Here is an 18,225-nt window from a genome sequence, read left to right on the forward strand (position 1 = left end):
ATGAAATATTCCGAGCTCCGCAAGTCCGTTCTTGATGCAAATGCCGCGCTCTACGATAGCGGCCTTGTCATCTCGACGTTCGGTAACGTCAGCGCTATCGACCGCGAGAAGCGTGTTGTCGCCATCAAACCGAGTGGCTTTTCCTATAAGGCAATGCAGGTCGCAGATATCGTTGTAACCGACCTCGATGGCAATATCCTAGAGGGCACGCTGCGACCATCGTCTGATCTCGATACGCACCTGGAACTCTACAAAAGCTTCAAGTCTATCGGTGCCGTGGTCCACACGCACTCGTTCTTCGCGACGGTGTGGGCCCAATCTGGCCGGGGTATCCCTGCCATGGGAACGACCCATGCCGACTATTTCAACGGAACGATCCCCGTTACTCGCAAGCTGCGCGACGACGAAATCATAGACGGTTACGTCCGCAACACGGGCAAGGTCATCGTCGAGGCACTCGGAAATAATGCGCCGCTCTCCGTCCCCGCAGCCCTGGTTAACGATCACGGTCCCTTCTGCTGGGGCAAGGACGCAGCCGACGCCGTTCATAACGCGGAGATGCTCGAGGCTGTCGCCAAGATTGCCTTCCACGCCCGGCAACTGAACCAGGACGATCCAGAAATTTCCGACGCTTTGCTGGACCTCCACTATCAACGCAAGCACGGCCAGTCGGCGACCTACGGCCAGCCAGACAGTTCCAAGTAGGATTATCATGTCGATTGTAGCAGGAGTTGATTTCGGAACTTTGAGCGTGCGGGTAACGCTGGCTGATTCCAAGAAGGGTTCCCTTGGAACCTGCGTCGCGGAATATCCTCTCGAGCGGCGTCGTTCCGATCCCGACCTGGCAACGCAGTCCCACGTAGATCATATGGAAGCGCTTGTGCTGGCGATGCATCGAGTGATCGACGAATGCGGCGTAGATTCCAAGGAGATCCGTGCGATTGCGGTCGACACGACGGGGTCCTCGGTGTTGCCTGTCGACAAAAATATGCAGCCTTTGGGGGACTACTACCTCTGGTGTGATCACCGCGCCAAAGCGGAAGCCGAAGAGATAACGGCGATGGCGCACGACATGCACATTGAAGCAATTGAATGGTGCGGCGGAACCTATTCCCACGAGTGGGGCTTTGCCAAGCTTCTCCACTGGATGCGCCACAATCCCGACCAGCGCGAGCGCTTTGGGACCGCCGTGGAACATTGCGACATGGCGGCCGCGGTCCTCACCGGAGTGACCGACACGGCTCGCATGGTGCGCAGCGTCTGCGCCATGGGACACAAGTGGATGTGGAACCCGAAATGGGGTGGCTTGCCCTCGCAGGCCTTCTTGTCCCGCGTCGATCCGCTTTTCGACGGCGTGCGCGAGAAGATTGGCGGAACATATCAGACCTCTGCTTCGATCGCAGGTGGGCTCAGCACATACTGGGGCGAACGACTCGGCCTGACCCCCGGGATACCAGTTCCCACGGGTGCGTTTGATGCCCATTGGGATGCAATTGGCGCTGGCTGCCGTCTGGGGGACGTCGTCAATGTGATCGGTACGTCGACCTGTATCATTGCCGTTAGTGAACGTGTGAAGCTAATCCCCGGTGTTTGCGGCGTCGTCCCAGGGAGTGCACATCCAGACCTTGTGGGAGTTGAGGCAGGCCTGTCTGCGACAGGCGACCTGTTCGATGCAATAGCACGACGTGCCGGCACGACGGTGTCCAGGCTCGCTGAAGGCCTGGAAAGCATCGAAGGCGGAAAGACCGGTCTGATGCGTCTCCCCTGGGACAACGGGGACCGGACGGTTCTCGTCCGCTCCGACCTTGGTGGAATGACGCTTGGCTGGCATCTCGGCCATACAGCGCAGGACGAACTGTATGCCGCGATTGAAGGTACGGCTTTCCACACACGGGTTGTCCTGGAGCGGATGGAGCAGCACGGCGTTCCAGTGAACCGCGTCATTAATGGGGGAGGTATCCCGCAAAGGAACGACATCCTCAACCAGATCTACGCCAATGTTATAGGCAAGCCCATATTGGTCCCCGACGGTATTCCGACAGGTCTCGGTTCGGGAATATTCGCCGCTCTTGCATCCAAAGATCATGGATCAATCGAGAGCGCTCAGGCAGCCATGTGCGTGGGCTACAGAAAGTTTGAGCCTGATCCGAGCACGCGCGGACGTTATGAGACCCTCTATCAGCTGTTCAAGCAGGTCTATATGGGCTTTGGCACCTCGAGCCTCGCAGACTTCTCGCAAGTTCTCGGAGACATCAAGCGGATTGCTGCAGGTGAGAGTATTCGGTCCGAGTTTGGCCACCGTGCCGCGCGCAAGGTAGCATTGCTATGACCCGCTGTGCTCTTAGATCAGATGTCTATGGATCGAGAACGTGATGACGTCACTTCCATCCATTCGTGCAACAGTCGTTCGTCGCAGCCGGCAGAAAGGGTTCATTTCTCGAGGCTGCTGCCCAGCTGCAGCTTACTCCGTCGGCGATCAGCCACCAAATCAGGCTGATGGAAGACGACCTTGGGGAAAAACTCTTTCACCGCATTGGAAGGAACGTGTCGCTCACCGAGATTGGCGAGCGATACCACCGTGATCTTTCAGAAGCGCTTTCGATGATTGAGCAGGCGACCGATGAGGTGTGCCGGCGCAACAGCGTCGACGTCCTGAGCGTCGGCTGTGCTTCAAGTCTGGCTTCGCTATGGCTTATGCCAAGATTGCCTCGGTTCGAAGAATTGTATCCCTCGATCGAAATCAGGCTTCTGTCGACATCGGATCCTGCAAAATTGTCCGATGGCTCGGTCGATGTCGATATCTGCTACGGCAGCGCTCCTCGACTGGGCTCTATCGCGGCGGAGGAGTTCCCCCTTGAGACAATCGTCGTAGCCTGCTCTCCCGAGGTGGCGAATGGCGAGCGGCCCATACGCAAGCCATCGGATCTGGTGGGCCACACCTTAATCAAGTCGGAGCAGACGCTTTACAGCTGGCAACAATGGGCGAAGGACCACGGCTTGGCGATTGACGTCAATCGCGGCGCTCGATTTCGCGATGCGTTTATGGCGATCGCGACCGCTGTCGAAGGACGCGGCGTGTGCCTGGAGAGCTACCGGCTTCTTGAACGGGATGTGGAAAGAGGTAACCTCGTCCTTCCGTTCGGGATGACAGGCCCCAACCTTCGTTGCCACACGCTCACATATGTCCGCTCGCGGCTCAGATCAGAAAAGGTCAACGCGTTCAAGCAATGGCTGGAAAACGTATGGCTTGAAGACGCTGCCTCGGCTGAAATGCGGGCGCGAGGCTGATCGAACCTCTGACGGGCAGCAAGATCGTCCGGCGTTCTTTGAAACGCTGAGACAGCAATATGCGTGATGCCCAACCTTCTCTTAGCCATGCCTCGAGATTTTTTGAAGTTTTTGCGATTGCGAGGGGAGCGGCCACCGAGCGCGATATGCGCCGTCTTCTGTCCTTCTCACCAGTCTATGCGCTGACAACTTCAAGGCCATAGCTGTAGGACCGTGTCAGATCGCGCTCCGGGCGGCGCTATCCGCGACTTAAGAGCCCGCAAGTCTATGGCTGTCAGACACGACGAGCAGGCAAAGCTGTCGCGAAGAGATCAACTGAGACTGGCAGCTCTCAGACAATCTGGATTGATATTAAGAGCGAATGCCTCCATATGTAGAGAATGATTTAGCGCGGCGTGAGCCGATTACAGGTGTTGGCGGGCGATGCAGACAGACCTACAGATATCCAGACAAAGTGCGACGTTGCGCGTAAAAGTTGAGGAGACTCTACGTCAGGCGATAGCCAGTGGGCGATTTAAGCCCGGCCAGCGACTGGTAGAGCGAGAACTTTGCGAAATGCTGGGCGTCGGCAGGACCTCGGTTCGCGAGGCAATGCGACAGCTCGAAGCTGAAGGCATTATCACAAGCTATCCCCATAAGGGACCGGTCGTCAGTACGATCACCTACGAGGAAGCGCAGCAACTCTATACCGTTCGGGCTCTTCTTGAAGGATTCGCGGGCCAGCAGTTCGCTGAGCATGGCACTGCCGCCGACATAGCGACACTTCTAGCCGCGGTGGTCGAATTCGAAGCCGCTGCCGAAAGTGGCGTCGGTGCGCGCCTCATAGATGCGAAAAACGCATTTTACAACTGTTTGATGGACGGCAGCAAAAACGTGTTCGTAAGGCAAATGCTGACAGCTCTGCACAATCGGATCAATCTCCTTCGAATGACAACCATGACGCAACCGGGACGCCTTGCGCACAGCATTGCCGAAATCAAGGATATTGCGAACGCAATCCAGAATCGCAACGGGCCGTTGGCGGCGGCGGCCTGCAAATTCCATATCGACCAGGCTGCCAAGGTCGCACTTGAATACCTCCGGAAGAACGCAGCGCTAGAAACTTAAAATTTCGATTGACAGATTGTCTGATAATCTTTTTAATCCTCTCTGAAGGAAGGCGGGTTTCATTGCTCGCACGCGTCCGGAGGAAAAAATGTCATCGACACTCAACGCAACGCGCGTGGCCTTTATAGGGCTGGGCGCGATGGGCCAACCTATGGCTCAACATCTCATTTCGGCGGGCTTCGATGTCGTCGGTTTCGACCTCTCGAAAGACGCCAAGACAAAGCTCGCTGATGCGGGCGGGCGAGCCGCCGAAACGATTTCTGACGCCATGGTCGGGGCCAGTTTCGTGATCACCATGCTTCCGAACGGCAAGATCGTGCGCGAGGCGCTGCTGGGCGAAAACGCCTGTGGCGGCCTGAAGCAGAATGCCGTCGTCATAGACATGAGTTCGTCTGCTCCAAACGACACAAGGGAACTCGGTCTCGAACTTGCTTCTCGTGGCCTTCGGCTGGTTGACGCCCCGGTCTCCGGAGGCGTCAAGCGCGCCGTTTCTGGCACCTTGACAATCATGGCCGGTGGGGAGGATGCTGATATCGAGGAGGCCGAGCCGCTGCTGAAGGCAGTGGGACAACAGGTGTTCCGGACGGGGCCAGTTGGCTCGGGTCACGCGATGAAAGCGATTAACAACTTCGTATCCGGTGCAGGTGTGCTGGCGGCGATCGAGGGTGTCCTTCTTGGACGTGCCTTCGGCCTGGAGCCGGCGACGATCGTCGATATTCTCAACTCGTCGTCTGGAAAGAACAACGCCACCGAAGTGAAGATGAAGCAGTTCATCCTCTCTGAGACGTTCGGGTCGGGATTTGCCATTGGCCTGATGGCCAAGGATATCCGCATCGCCGCCGATCTCGCCAAGACGCTTGGTCTTCGCCTCGATGCTCTCGCCAGCACGGCAGACGCCTGGGATGCTGCACAGAAGGCGCTAGGCCCATCCGAGGACCACACCCGCATCATCCGATACGTCGAAGATCACAATTAGCCTCGGAAACTCGCGAATTCGGGCGAAACAGACAGATTGTCTGATAATCAGTTGATCTTGTCGTAGACAGTAAAGCTAGGAGCGTTGTCGAATGACCGCCACGAAAGAAACGAAAGTGAAAACACACGGCAAGGAGCGGCCTGTCCCTTCGGAACAGTTCGCTCAAGGGCTGGCGACGCGTCGTGAAGTCATGGGCGATGCCTATGTCGACGCAGCACTCGGTAAGGCGACCGACTTCACCTGGCCTATGCAGCAGCTCGTCACTGAGTATTGCTGGAACGAGATCTGGAATCGACCAGGCCTCGACAGGCGCGCGCGGTCCATTCTGAACCTTGGCATGATCTCTGTTCTCAATCGTCCGCATGAGCTCAAGGGCCACGTGCGCGGCGCGATCAACAACGGCCTTACCAAGGAGGAAATCCAGGAGATTTTCCTGCAGGTCGCGATCTACGCCGGCGTACCGGCGGGCATCGACAGCTTCCGAAACGCCCAGGAGGTCTTCAACGAAATGGGCATCTGAAGTCGCCGCCGCTGGGCGTGGCGGAAAATTTTGAAGGGCGTGGATCGGCCGCGCCGTTTTAACTAGGGAGGAGCCGAACTTGGCCATCGATCTCGAGAAGTTCAAAAAACTGGCGCTGGAGGACTTCGAGTTCAAGCGCGAAACCCGTTATCTCAACGGCATTATCAAATGCGATTTTCCGACCCGCAGCGTCGCACTCCACTTCGAAGACGGCAAGATGGTGAAGGTCGAAGAAGCCGCCTACGACGACGAGACGTGCAAGATCGTCATCCGGGGCACGGGTGAACAGTGGGATGCGCTTCTCCAGAAGAAGCCGCGGCCGTTTTATCAGTGCCTGCAGTCGTCAAACATCAAACACGGTCTGTACCTTAGCAACAATAACGAAACCTTCGCGTATCTCCCTGCGCTCAATCGCATGACGAACCTGATGCGCGAAGCCCGCCCGGAAGGAGTAGCAGCATGACTAGGCATGATCCAATCACGGGCCGTTACGTCTACCTGACGATCGAAGGCATCGAATATCGCGTCTATTACGAGGAAGCCGGAGAGGGCATTCCCTTGCTTGTCGGTCACACGGCGGGCTCCGACGGCCGCCAGTACCGGCACACGCTCTGCGACGAAGACGTGACCAAGAACTTCCGCGTCATCGCGTTCGACTTGCCCTATCACGGGAAGTCTCTTCCTCCCCACGGCGTTCGCTGGTGGGAGAAAGAGTACAACATGACCAAGAAGTTCATGATGGATTTCCAACTGGAACTCTCTAAGGCCCTTGGTCTGGACCGCCCCGTTTATATGGGTAGCTCGATGGGCGGACATCTTGCTATCGATCTGGCATCGAATTACCCCGACAACTTCCGCGCTACTATCTCCGTCGAAGGCGCACTGCGCTCGGCTGCCGAATATGTCGATGTCGGCATGGCAGGCATTCGGAAAGAATTCGACAACCCAAACGTGAACCGCACCTCCATCGGCGCGGCCATGATGCTCAATATCTCGCCCTACTCACCAGAAGCCAATGTCCGCGAAATCCAGTGGGAATATAGCTGCGGCGGTCCGGGCGTCTTCGCAGGTGACCTCTATTACTACTACTACGACCACAATGTCTCGCCCGAAGAGGCGAGCAAGATCGATACGTCGAAGTGCATGCTGTACTTCCTGACGGGCGAATACGATCCGAATACCTCCCCGGCCGACACCAAGATCGCCGCCGATCTCGTCAAGGGCAGCAAGTTCTGGACGATGGAGAAGCTCGGTCATTTCCCGGTCACTGAAGACTACACCGAGTTCAGAAAATACCTGCTGCCGATCCTCGAGGAAATCCAGCAGGCATCCGCAACCAGGGCGAAGGTCGCCTGAAACAATCTCTTGGGAGGAGCATCCAATGAGACGGAGTTTAACCGGAACCATGCGGGCGCTGATCGCGGTCAGCGCCCTGACGACCACTGCTTGGGCTGACGGCGTCGACCAGCTCCCCCCCAACGAGAAGAAGATCTACGAGGTCGTCGACCCGCAGGTTCCGCTCGGAGCGAGCGCCTATAAGGACTTCAAGCCAAAGAAAGGACCGCCGTGGAAGATCGGCTACGCCAGTAGCTATGCCGGCAACACGTGGCGCGCAGCCGCCCTCGATGCCGTCATGAATGACCTCTTGCCGCGCTCCAAGGAAGCGGGGCTTGTATCTGAAGTCGTGGTCACTCAGTCCGACCTCAAGGACGCCGTCCAGATTCAGCAGATGCGCCAGATGGTTGATGATGGGGTCGATGCCATCATCATCTGCTGCTCGAACGTCACCGCCCTCAACCAGACGATCGAGTACGCCTATAAGGCAGGCGTTCCTGTTTTCTCGTTTTCGGGATACGTGACGTCGCCTTACGCGATCAACGGCGCTGCCAATCACGCGCAGGGCGGCGGCGAGATGGCGACCTGGCTCGCAGACAAGATCGGCAAGAAAGGCAACGTGCTTCTCGTGTCGGGCATCCCTGGCTTCGCCTCATCCGACAGCTTCGACAAGGCCGCCAAAGACGCGCTGGCAAAGTATCCCGACATCAAGATTGTCGGCGAAGTGGCTGGCAAGTGGACCGACCAGGTAGCACAGGTCGAGGTGCAGAAATTTCTGGCGACGAACCCCATTCAGATTGACGGTATTCTGACACAGGGCGCGCAGGAGAACGGCGTGTTGAATGCCATGCTCCAGTCGGGCCGCGACATGGTGCCCATTACGCTGGGCGGCGAGGCTTCGGCGGCATGTTACTGGCGCCAGAATCCAGAATGGGTCGATGCCGGCTTCCATATCTGGCCGCCGCGCCGCGAGATGCAGCAGATGTGGGAGATCATGCTTCGCACGCTCGAAGGGCAGGGGCCGAAGGTACAGTCCTTCCTGCGCCCTGTCCTGCCGTTCACCATCGATGACGTTCGCGCTTCGATCCCCGAGGATTGCGATCTGAACTCGACGGATTTCGTCGAACCGAAGGCGGACGGATGGTTCCCAAGTGCGATTGCCGACCAGTACTTCGAGCGTCCTGCCGATCCCTGGAAGCCGGTAGCCAAGTAAGCCGGATCCGCCCGGTGGCTTAACTGCCGGGCCGACCATTGGAAGATCGTAAAAGCCGCCTTGGCGGACGTTGCGGGTGGGAGGTCTGCGATGGGCAGCGAGATAACAGTCAGAATGGTAGATGTCGCCAAGGCGTTCGGGGAGACGAGGGCACTCAAGCAGTGCGACTTCGAGGCCCGCGCCGGGGAGGTACACGCCATCGTTGGCGAAAACGGCAGCGGCAAGAGCACGATGGCCAAGATCATGTCGGGCGTTTTGCACCCGGACGCAGGCAAGGTCACGATCCTGGGTGAGAAGGTTGCCTCGCCCGTCGACGCCAAGCGGGTCGGCCTGACCACCATCTTCCAAGAAGTTCTGGTTGCTGACGAGGCTAGCGTATTCGAGAACCTCTATGTCGGTCGTGACGGTGTCTTTCGTTCGCAGTCGACCGGCGATCGGCGGACCGAAGCAGCTGAAATCCTGGCGCGGCTCGTTGGAAAATCCGTAGACCTCGATCAACTGGCAGGCAGCCTGCCGCTCAGCATCAAACAATGGATCGTCATCGCACGGGCTATTCTTCGCAGGCCGCAGGTGCTGATCCTCGACGAATCTTCGGCCGCGCTCGACCTCGACTCGACCCTCCGGCTCCACGCGGAAATCGACCGCCTTCGTGCCGAGGGCGCGACGATCCTCATCGTAACCCACCGGATCGCGGAACTCGTGCGTATCGCCGACCGTGCGACGATCCTGCGTGATGGGATAACTGTCGGTACGCTCGGAAAGGATGAGATTACCGAGGAAAACCTGCTGTCCATGATGACGCCGGCAGATCGGCGCGCCAGCGATGCGACAGAATACGCCTCCCGAAAGAAGGCGCTATCGGCCCCTCTCATACTAACCGCGACGGGTCTCGCCGCGCACAGGTCGGCGCGCCTATTCGATTTCGACCTTCCCAAGGGGAGCATCGTCGGCGTAGCCGGGCTTGATGGGCAGGGGCAGGACGCTTTTATCCGCGTCTTGGCCGGCATCATCCAGCCGTTCGGTGGCGAGGTGAAGGTCCGCTCGGTTGATACGGACAAGATGATCGGGCTGCAATCGCTCGACGATGCTGCCAAGCTCGGCGTTTCCTACGTCTCCGGGGATCGCAAGCGCGAGGGTATCTTCCCGCAACAAAGCATCTTCGAAAACCTCGCCATCGGTGTCTACAGGAAGACGCTCGGACCCCTGGGCGTGATCCGCAAGCCCACGCTGAAATCCATGTTTAAGCGCGAAGTGGATCGTCTGCGCATCAAGATCGGCAGCCCGTCGAACAGGATCACCTCACTGTCGGGCGGCAACCAGCAGAAGGTGCTTATCGGGCGCGCCTTCGCAAACGATCCCCAAGTCATCCTCCTGAATGACCCCGCCCGCGGTGTCGATCTCGGCACTAAACGTGACCTCTACCGGGAGCTACGTCTGTTCGCTGAAAAAGGCGGCAGTGTCATTTACGTCTCGAGTGAGATCGAGGAGTTCATCGGGTTTGCCGATCGCGTCGACGTGTTCTTCGGGGGAACGTTGTTTCGATCCCTGACCGGCGAGGAAATCGCCGAGGCACCAATCCTCGCCGCTATGTTCGGGAAAGCCCGGGACGCTTCCGTTGATTTCGATCTGGAAAGGACCGCATGATGTCCGTAACCGCTTTCCGTCAAGTCACGCAGGACCGCTCGTTGTTCGTTCCGGCCGGGCTTTTCCTCGTCCTCCTTTGCGCTGTCGCCTTCCGGGGCCAGGGTCTGTTCACGAACAATGGTCTGGCCGGAGCCATTCTGGTTGCAACGCCGCTGATCCTGACCACGCTCGCGATAACACCGATCGTCATGGCGGGCCGCGGAGCGGTGGACCTTTCCGTGGGCCCGCTCATGGGCTTCGTCAACGTCACGCTCATTACGTGGCTGGTCGGCAACGGCATCACGCACCCGTTGGCCATCATTGCCTGGGCGGTGGGATTGGGAGCAGCGTTCCAGCTGGTGCAAGCACTTGTGATCATCTATGTGCGCGTCGCGCCCATCATCGTCACGCTCTCCGGTTTCCTCGTTCTGTCGGGCGTCAACCTGATGGTCATGTCGCGTCCCGGCGGTGTCGCTCCAGACTGGATGCTAAGCTGGGGCGCGGGAACGAGCATATTTTCGCCTGTTCTGTTGCTTCTGCTCGGCGCTTTCGCAATCTGGGGCGTCCTGAGGGGCACGATGTTTTACCGCAACCTGCGGATGACAGGCGCTGACGAGCGGATGGCCTATACCAGCGGTGTGCAGGTCGACGTCGTGCGCATCATCGCCCATACGGTCGGCGGCGTTTTTGCCGGGCTGGCGGCATTGAGCTACACCGCGCTGATCTCATCCGGCGACCCGACCCAGGGCAGCACCTACACGCTGCAAGCGGTGACGGCGCTGGTCCTTGGCGGAGCTAGTCTCTCCGGGGGCCGCGGCGGTGCGCTCGGCTCGACGCTCGGCGCGATCAACATGTTCCTCATCTCGTATCTTCTGTCCACTTTCAACTTCGGGACGGTTTCCGGCTTCGTCACGCAAATGGCCTTTGGCCTGATCCTCGTTGGGTCACTTCTCGTGAACGTCTTCGTCATCAGCCGCCGCACTGTCGCGTGAGGAGTAAGGAAATGATCTCCACTGTCTTGAACACAGAAATCGGCGCGACCCGTGGCGCCAGCCCTTTGCGCAAGCACAAGAGTATTTCGATCGGCTTCTGTCTCCTTGCGTGTCTGCTCATTCTTGGAGCCCTGCTCGTGCCGGGCTTCGTGTCGCCGCAGAACGCGCGATCGATCCTCCTTCTCGCCGCCTTCCTTGGGCTGGCGTCTGTCGGGCAGACGCTCTGCGCGCTCGTTGGAGCGCTGGATCTTTCCATCCCATACATCATCGGTGGCGCCAATATCCTGCTTCCAAGCCTCATGGTGGCGGGTCTTCCCGCCCCCGTCGCCATGATCGTCGTGCTTCTCCTTGGCATTTTGGTCGGGGCTTGCAACGGCGCCCTCAGTTTCCGGCTGCAGGGTCAGGCGCTGATCATGTCGCTCGGTCTTGGTTTTGCCGCCGTCGGGGCGGTCCAGATCTACACCTCGCTCGGATCGCAGTTCGGCGGTACCGTCTTTGCGCCCGTCCCCGGATGGCTTCGCAACCTTTCGGCGTTCAATGGCAAGTTCTTCGGTCTGCCGTTTCCACCGGTTATCGTCATATGGGCTTTCATCGCCGTCGCTCTGGGCTGGATAATGCACAACACCTGGTTTGGCCGGAGCCTCTATGCTGTTGGCGGGAGCCGCACGGCCGCCGCCCGCCTCGGAATCTCGGAATTCAAGATCTGGACAGTGATCCACAGCGTCAGCGGGGCGATGTCGGCACTCACCGGAATGCTGCTCCTCGGTTTCTCCGGCGGCGGTTTTGTCGGGGTCGGTGATCCCTATCTGTTCACCACCGTGGCGGCGGTCGTTATCGGCGGAACGTCTCTCCTAGGCGGTGCCGGCGGGTATGGAGCGACGGTCCTCGGCGTCCTCGTCCTTACTGTCCTGACCTCGCTTCTCGTCGGCCTGGGGCTCAGTTTCCCGGCACAACAGGCCGTCGTAGGGCTGCTGATCGTCCCCATGGTCGCGATCTACGCCCGCTCACCACACATCCGTAATCAGATTTGAACGTTGCATCGAAAGGAATACCAATGGCTATCTCCACCGCTCTACTGGATCGCCTGAAAGACCCCTCCCTGGTACGCGAGGAAATGCTGGTAGGAGGCGACTGGCGAAAAGAGGGCGCGAGCGGCAAGACGATCCAGGTCCACAATCCCTCGACCGGGGACGTGATTGCGAGCCTCCCGAGCGCAGGACTCCAGGACGTCCGCGAAGCCATCGACGTCGCCAAACTCGCCCAGAAAAAGTGGGCCGCACGATCGGGCAAGGAACGTGCCGGCGTCATGCGGAAGTTCTTCGACCTCGTCACGGCCAACACCGAGGACCTCGCGATCATCCTGACGTCCGAGATGGGCAAGCCTCTAGCCGAGGCACGCGGAGAGGTCGCCTACGGCGCTTCCTACATTGAATGGTTCGGGGAAGAAGCCAAGCGCGTTTACGGCGACACCATTCCGGGGCATCAGGCCGACAAGCGCCTGATAGTCATCAAACAGCCCGTCGGCGTGGTGGCGGCCATCGCGCCCTGGAACTTTCCTTCCGCCATGGTCTGCCGCAAGATCGCCCCGGCGCTGGCATCCGGCTGCGCCATCATCTTCAAGCCGGCCGCCGAAACCCCATTGTCGGCCCTTGCTCTTGCCATACTCGCTGAGCGCGCGGGAATACCCGGCGGCCTGTTCAGCGTCCTGCCGACAGACAACGCCCGGATGTTCGGTGAAGAAGTCTGCTCGAACCCCGTCGTCAAGAAGCTGACCTTCACAGGGTCTACCGAGGTCGGCCGCATCCTGATGGCGCAGGGCGCACAAAAGATCATGAAGCTCAGCCTCGAACTCGGCGGCAACGCTCCCTTCATCGTCTTCGACGATGCCGACCTCGACGAGGCCGTGGAAGGAGCGATGCTGTCCAAGTTCCGCAATGCCGGCCAGACCTGCGTTTGCGCCAACCGTCTCTACGTCCAGAGCGGGGTCTACGACCGCTTCATAGAGAAACTCGCGGCGCGGGTTTCCGCGCTCAAGGTCCTTGACGGGTTCGAGGATGGAGCCACCATCGGTCCGCTGATCAACGAGGATGCGGTGGCGAAGCTCTATAGTCACATCGATGACGCGGTCGGTAAGGGTGCGAAGATCGTTGTGGGCGGCGCAAGGGACGAGCGTGGTGGCACCTTCGTCCAGCCGACGCTTCTCTCGGAAGCCACGAAGGAAATGAAGGTCGCACGAGAGGAGACCTTTGCGCCGCTCGCTCCTGTCTTCAGGTTCAAAACGACGGAAGAGGTCATTGAACTGGCCAACGACACAGAGTTCGGTCTCGCCGCCTACTTCTACGCCAACGACCTTCGAAACGTCTGGAAGGTTACGGAGGCCCTGGAGTACGGGATGGTCGGCGTCAACACGGGCCTGATCTCCACGGAGGTTGCACCGTTCGGCGGCGTCAAGCAGTCGGGGTTCGGCCGCGAGGGCTCGAAATACGGCATGGATGACTTCCTTTCCATGAAATACGTCTGCATGGGCGGCATACAGTCATAGTCCAACGGCTGGTGGTGGGTCTTAAGGCTCGCCACCAGCAAGGTTTGAGCTCGTCACGGAAGCCCGATGACACATTCTGCAGAAGGCGGGGAGAGTCTTGGTCAAGACCGCGCCGACAGCCTTCAAAACGAGGCGGCCGACCGCGAGCAGGACCCGGCCGATCACGCTGCTCAGGCGAACGTCGAGGGCAGAACGGCAATGGAAGGTCGGAACGTGCGGAGAGAGGCAGGGGCGAGACTCGCCTTTGTCGTGGGTCTGTCTGCTTAAGGCTTCCGTTGGCCGAACGCCTGATGGCCCATCTCGACAGTTTCGTTGGTATTTTTCGACGGGACGGAGAAAGCGCGCCACCGGCCACTCGCTGGCAAGATCATCGCCGATTGTCTGGCATTTTGCTGGTGGCACGTCGACGCAAGGCGCACGTGTCGGGGGACGCTCGGCCTGCCGGCCCGAGTGCTCTTATGGCCCAAGGGCAGCATCAGTTGAATGTAAGCGGTGCCCCGGTTGCACCTTGACAAGATACTCAAGTAGTTTTGATGATTGCTACCATAGCGGCACGGCTGCTTCGGGCCAATTGCGGTCATCTTCCTCTCATGCAAATGTCTCAAATGAGAGGCCGATATTTTAAGCGCTCTCTTTCCGAGGGATTTGAAAAGCGACAATGATCTATCTCCTGCGACATGGCGAAACGGTTTGGAATACACTCGGGCGGTTTCAAGGCCAGAAGGACTCGCCTCTGACAACGCAGGGTATCGAACAGGCCGATTTTGTCGCTGAAGTTCTTCATCGCGAACTTGCTGGAGACCTTCGATCATTCGAGATGCAAGTCAGCCCTCTTGGAAGAACTCGCGAGACCGCATGCAGGGTGCAGCGTTTGCTGCCTCTCGTCAGCACCGAGGACGCGCGGCTCATGGAGGTGACGGTCGGCTCCTGGGACGGAATGACCAAGTTCGAGATCGACGCGGAGTATCCCGGCGCTCTCCAAGGCTCTGATATCTTCAATTGGTATTTTAAGTCACCCGATGGAGAGAGCTTCGAAGATGCTTGTGATCGTGCAAAGGCATGGTTCACCATGGTTCAACGCCCGACGGTGGCGATATCCCACGGGCTGTTCGGAAGAATCATGCGGGGTGTTTACGCGGGCCTATCAAAGCGCGAAATGCTGGAGCTTCCCGTGCCTCAGGATGGCTTATATCGTCTTCATGAGGGCGAAATAAGCTACATCGACGGCTGATCCCCCGCAGAGAGCGCTCCGAGGATATGACATCGGGATAGTGGAATCGGATGGAGAGGAGCCTTTAAGGACCACATCAGAAATAACCTTACGCAGATTCTCGACTTCATTGGGGCGGAAGGCCCTTGCAGAAGCAGAGGAATGAGGAAACGGATAGAGTCGTGTTTTGGATCGCCAGTGCCATTGGATTGCTTACCGCGTATCTGCTCGGTTCAATACCGACGGGATATCTTTTGGGGAAATTCCTTCGCAACATCGATATCCGTGAGCATGGCTCAAAATCCACGGGTGCCACGAACGCGCTCCGTATTCTCGGCAAAGGCCCTGCTCTTTTTGTCCTCATTGTTGACGTCCTGAAGGGGGCGGCGGCGGTCCTCTTTGCCTTGTGGTACTACCCTTGGCTGGCCAATAAGCCGCACCTTACGCCGCCCGCAAACTCTGATCTCCACAGTTTGGTGCCTTGGCTTGTGTGCTTCTCGGGACTAGCCGTTCTGGTGGGGCATGGGTGTTCGATATGGTTGAAATTTACTGGCGGGAAATCAGCAGCCACAGGTCTTGGGGTCCTGTTCGCAATATCACCGCTCGTCGGGATTGGAGCAGCGATAGTCTGGGCGGGCACCCTGGCCATTTTCCGCGTTGTTTCCTTTAGCTCGATCCTCGCCGCTGTAGCGGCTATCGCCCTTGTACTCAGCTTCGACCACCCATTGCCTTATCGACTGCTCGTGATCGCGGGAGGGCTTTACGTCATCATCCGTCACCGCGCGAATGTCCGAAGGCTAATTGCCGGTGTGGAACCCAGGTTGGGTCAGGCCAATTCGGAAAGAACCTAATCACCCGGAAGGTGCTGACGAAAAGGCGGTTCCGCGATAAGCACCTGGATAATTCCACGGCAGAAGCTCTTCAATCCGGCTCTGCATGACCGGTGACGATGGCGGTGAGCGTAGCGGTCAGGTAGGCGAGCGGATCGATAGAATTGAGCTTGCACGTCTCGATTAGCGAGGCGATGGTCGCCCAGTTCTCTGCTCCGGCATCATGTCCAGCGACCAGAGCATTCTTCCGATTTAGGGCAATCGGCCGGATGCTTCGTTCGGCGGAATTGTTGTCGATCTCGATGCGACCGTCGGTCAGAAAGAGGCAGAGCCCATCCCAGTATTTGGCAATATAGGCGAGAGCTTCACCAAGAGGAGACTTGCCAGCGACGCGGGCACGATGCTGAGTGAGCCGGGTTCGCATGTTGGCGACCAATGGCGCTGATCGTTCCTGCCTTCCAACCAGACGAGCTTCGGAGGTGAGACCGCGCAACTCAGCTTCGATGCGATAGAGTTCGCCGATCCGCTTCACACCTTCCTCAGCAATCGGTGCTGAGCCGGTGCGGGTGATCTCGACTAGCTTACGCCGGGCATGTGCCCAACAGTAGGCAAGCCGGATATCGGGACCGACGCGGTCTGGTGCGATCAGGCGATTATATCCGGCGTAGCCATCCACTTGAAGGATTCCAGTGAACCCTTGCAATATCCGTTCGGCATGCTGCCCGCCGCGACCGGGAGCATAGGTGAAGGCCACACCTGGTGGAGCACCGCCGCCCCATGGTCGGTCGTCACGGGCCAGCGCCCAGAAGTATCCGGTCTTGGTTTTGCGGGAGCCGGGATCGAGGACCGGCGCACGGGTCTCGTCCATGAACAGCTTCGTCGAGCGCTTCAGGTCAGCAATCAGGGCGTCGAAGACCGGGCGCAGTTCGAATGCTGCCCGACCGACCCAGTCAGCAAGCGTGGAACGGTCGAGATCGATGCCCTGTCGACTCATGATCTGGGCCTGCCGATATAGGGGCAAATGATCGGCATATTTGGACACCAGCACATGCGCGATGGTCGCCTCGGTCGGCAATCCTGCATGGATCAGTCGTGCAGGTGCTGCAGCCTGCGATACGCCGTCGGTGCAGGCACGGCAGGCGTATTTAGGACGACGGGTGACGATGACGCGGAACTGAGCCGGGACGACATCCAGCCGCTCAGAGACGTCCTCACCAATGCAATGCAGGCCGCCGCCACAGGTGCAGATCAAGCTCTCCGGCTCTATGATCTCCTCGATACGAGGAAGGTGGGCGGGAAGGGAGCCACGATTGGCGGCGCGTGGTTTGGAGTGCGGTTTACCCGAAGCACTGTCGGCCTCGTCTTCGGCGTGGACGGCAGCGACGGCCGTCTCCAGGTCCTCCAATGCGAGATCGAATTGCTCGGGATCAGCCTTCTCTGACTTGCGGCCGAAGGCAGCCTGCTTGAAAGCAGCGACCAGCTTCTCCAGTCGCTCGATCCGGTCATCCTTGCGAACTTCACGCGCCTGCGCCGCGACCAGCATCGCCTTCAGGGCAGCAACATCGTCGGGAAGATCAGCGGCGTTTAACATGGCGAAAGTCTATCAAAATCAACGTCGCTTCGCCGTTGGAATTTACCGCCCGAGTCATCGTGCCGCATCTATTCGACGGCATCTGGTGCTCTCGCCTCTATGGAACGGACGCGACGCCAGTCGAGACCTGCAAACAGGGCTTCAAATTGTGCATGGCCCAAACTCATCAGGCCATCTTTGATGCCCGGCCAGGAGAAGGTGTGTTCCTCCAGCCGCTTGTAGGCCATCACTAGTCCGCTGCCATCCCAATAGATCAGCTTCAGGCGATCCGCCTTGCGCGAGCGGAATACGAAGACGGTCCCTGTAAAAGGGTCCTTGTGCAGCTCGTTCTTGACCATTGCCGCCAGGCCATCGTGGCCCTTGCGGAAGTCGACCGGCTTGGTCGCCACCATGATCCGAACCCGGTTCGATGGAAAGATCATGCCGGAACCGCGCAGGCACGCGCAACAGCGGCGATCCGGGCGACAGACGCACCTTCCTCCAGGCGGATTGTGACGGAACCTACAATGATCTCGGGGCGACTGGCCTTTTTAATCGGCGGCTCGGAAACGGGCGGATCAACGAGCACCGCTGCAAACTCCATTGCATCTTCTGGTGCAGGCAGAACCAGCTTGCCCTGCCGTGCCATCGTTCTCCAGGTCGACAAGTGGTTCGGCTTCAAGCCGTGGCGCTCTGCGACCTCATTGACCATCGCGCCTGGCCGAAGGCTCTCCGAAACGATCTGTGCCTTAACGTCGTCCGGCCACTGCCGGTGAACCTCACGTCCAGACCTTCTGGTCGTGAGAACCTCCAATGTAGTCTCCATGGAGAAACTCCCGTTGCTCGTCCATGGAAAGCCGATCACAGATTAGTATCAACGGGACAACGTAGGAACGGAGCACCGCTTACAGTTGAATGACGTGCGGTCGTCAACTGCCGCAAGGCCTTGATGAGGGGGTCACGGATCGCCGAGAAATTGCGCCGTCGCAGACTAATATTTTGACCTGGAAGAGCCCACT

The 18,225-nt window shown here is 58.9% G+C and carries 17 protein-coding genes and 1 pseudogene; 15 read left to right on the plus strand and 3 right to left on the minus strand.

Translation table 11 applies throughout. From position 1 onward, the window contains the following. The 15 genes from araD to plsY all read left to right on the plus strand — a co-directional run bounded on the left by araD (position 1) and on the right by plsY (position 15,657). Complete coding sequence (gene araD / locus GGI60_RS26855; RefSeq protein ID WP_040140207.1) at positions 1–705, plus strand: L-ribulose-5-phosphate 4-epimerase AraD; 705 nt, start codon at positions 1–3, stop codon at positions 703–705. Positions 706–712: 7 nt separating this feature from the next. After that, the gene (locus GGI60_RS26860) at positions 713–2,329 is read left to right on the plus strand and encodes a ribulokinase (RefSeq protein ID WP_040140046.1); all 1,617 of its coding nucleotides are present in this window, start codon (positions 713–715) and stop codon (positions 2,327–2,329) included. Positions 2,330–2,394: 65 nt separating this feature from the next. Next, positions 2,395–3,288, plus strand: coding sequence for a LysR substrate-binding domain-containing protein (locus tag GGI60_RS26865; protein WP_312863471.1), 894 nt, complete (start codon positions 2,395–2,397; stop codon positions 3,286–3,288). A 423-nt stretch (positions 3,289–3,711) separates the two neighbouring features. Then, positions 3,712–4,395 carry a GntR family transcriptional regulator gene (locus tag GGI60_RS26870; RefSeq protein WP_040140051.1) on the plus strand — a complete coding sequence of 228 codons (684 nt, stop codon included), beginning with the start codon at positions 3,712–3,714 and terminating at the stop codon, positions 4,393–4,395. Positions 4,396–4,483: 88 nt separating this feature from the next. Continuing rightward, positions 4,484–5,371, plus strand: a complete 888-nt coding sequence (locus GGI60_RS26875; RefSeq protein ID WP_064843728.1) for an NAD(P)-dependent oxidoreductase — start codon at positions 4,484–4,486, stop codon at positions 5,369–5,371. Between the two features lie 91 nt (positions 5,372–5,462). Then, on the plus strand, positions 5,463–5,891 hold the full coding sequence (locus tag GGI60_RS26880) for a carboxymuconolactone decarboxylase family protein (RefSeq protein WP_176439447.1): 429 nt from the start codon (positions 5,463–5,465) through the stop codon (positions 5,889–5,891). A 79-nt stretch (positions 5,892–5,970) separates the two neighbouring features. Beyond that, a complete protein-coding gene (locus tag GGI60_RS26885) occupies positions 5,971–6,354 on the plus strand; it encodes a hypothetical protein (RefSeq protein WP_064843732.1) in 384 nt (127 codons plus the stop codon). Then, positions 6,351–7,247 carry an alpha/beta fold hydrolase gene (locus tag GGI60_RS26890; protein ID WP_064843734.1) on the plus strand — a complete coding sequence of 299 codons (897 nt, stop codon included), beginning with the start codon at positions 6,351–6,353 and terminating at the stop codon, positions 7,245–7,247. Before GGI60_RS26885 ends, GGI60_RS26890 begins: the two co-directional genes overlap by 4 nt. Positions 7,248–7,272: 25 nt before the next feature. Further along, positions 7,273–8,439, plus strand: coding sequence for an ABC transporter substrate-binding protein (locus GGI60_RS26895; protein WP_183934882.1), 1,167 nt, complete (start codon positions 7,273–7,275; stop codon positions 8,437–8,439). Between the two features lie 90 nt (positions 8,440–8,529). Beyond that, on the plus strand, positions 8,530–10,083 hold the full coding sequence (locus tag GGI60_RS26900) for a sugar ABC transporter ATP-binding protein (protein WP_183934883.1): 1,554 nt from the start codon (positions 8,530–8,532) through the stop codon (positions 10,081–10,083). After that, the gene (locus GGI60_RS26905) at positions 10,080–11,054 is read left to right on the plus strand and encodes an ABC transporter permease (protein ID WP_050577727.1); all 975 of its coding nucleotides are present in this window, start codon (positions 10,080–10,082) and stop codon (positions 11,052–11,054) included. The genes GGI60_RS26900 and GGI60_RS26905 overlap by 4 nt, the downstream gene beginning before the upstream one ends. Positions 11,055–11,065: 11 nt before the next feature. Next, entirely contained in the window at positions 11,066–12,085 is a 1,020-nt protein-coding gene (locus GGI60_RS26910; protein WP_040140060.1) for an ABC transporter permease, read from the plus strand. 23 nt (positions 12,086–12,108) lie between these two features. Beyond that, positions 12,109–13,596, plus strand: coding sequence for an NAD-dependent succinate-semialdehyde dehydrogenase (locus tag GGI60_RS26915; RefSeq protein WP_040114005.1), 1,488 nt, complete (start codon positions 12,109–12,111; stop codon positions 13,594–13,596). 658 nt (positions 13,597–14,254) lie between these two features. Then, a complete protein-coding gene (locus GGI60_RS26920; protein ID WP_183934884.1) occupies positions 14,255–14,827 on the plus strand; it encodes a histidine phosphatase family protein in 573 nt (190 codons plus the stop codon). Positions 14,828–14,988: 161 nt separating this feature from the next. Next, entirely contained in the window at positions 14,989–15,657 is a 669-nt protein-coding gene (gene plsY / locus GGI60_RS26925) for a glycerol-3-phosphate 1-O-acyltransferase PlsY (protein ID WP_183934885.1), read from the plus strand. On the opposite strand, the pseudogene tnpC reads toward plsY, so the two are convergent. The 3 genes and pseudogenes from tnpC to tnpA all read right to left on the minus strand — a co-directional run bounded on the left by tnpC (position 15,658) and on the right by tnpA (position 18,020). Beyond that, positions 15,658–17,227, minus strand: a pseudogene (gene tnpC / locus GGI60_RS26930) (IS66 family transposase). Between the two features lie 68 nt (positions 17,228–17,295). Next, positions 17,296–17,649 carry an IS66 family insertion sequence element accessory protein TnpB gene (gene tnpB / locus GGI60_RS26935; RefSeq protein ID WP_183934886.1) on the minus strand — a complete coding sequence of 118 codons (354 nt, stop codon included), beginning with the start codon at positions 17,647–17,649 and terminating at the stop codon, positions 17,296–17,298. Then, positions 17,646–18,020, minus strand: a complete 375-nt coding sequence (tnpA, locus tag GGI60_RS26940) for an IS66-like element accessory protein TnpA (protein ID WP_246720493.1) — start codon at positions 18,018–18,020, stop codon at positions 17,646–17,648. The genes tnpB and tnpA overlap by 4 nt, the downstream gene beginning before the upstream one ends. Between the last annotated feature and the right edge of the window lie 205 nt (positions 18,021–18,225).

Origin of the sequence: Rhizobium lentis, from assembly GCF_014200175.1 — a bacterium.
Lineage (GTDB): Bacteria > Pseudomonadota > Alphaproteobacteria > Rhizobiales > Rhizobiaceae > Rhizobium > Rhizobium mulingense.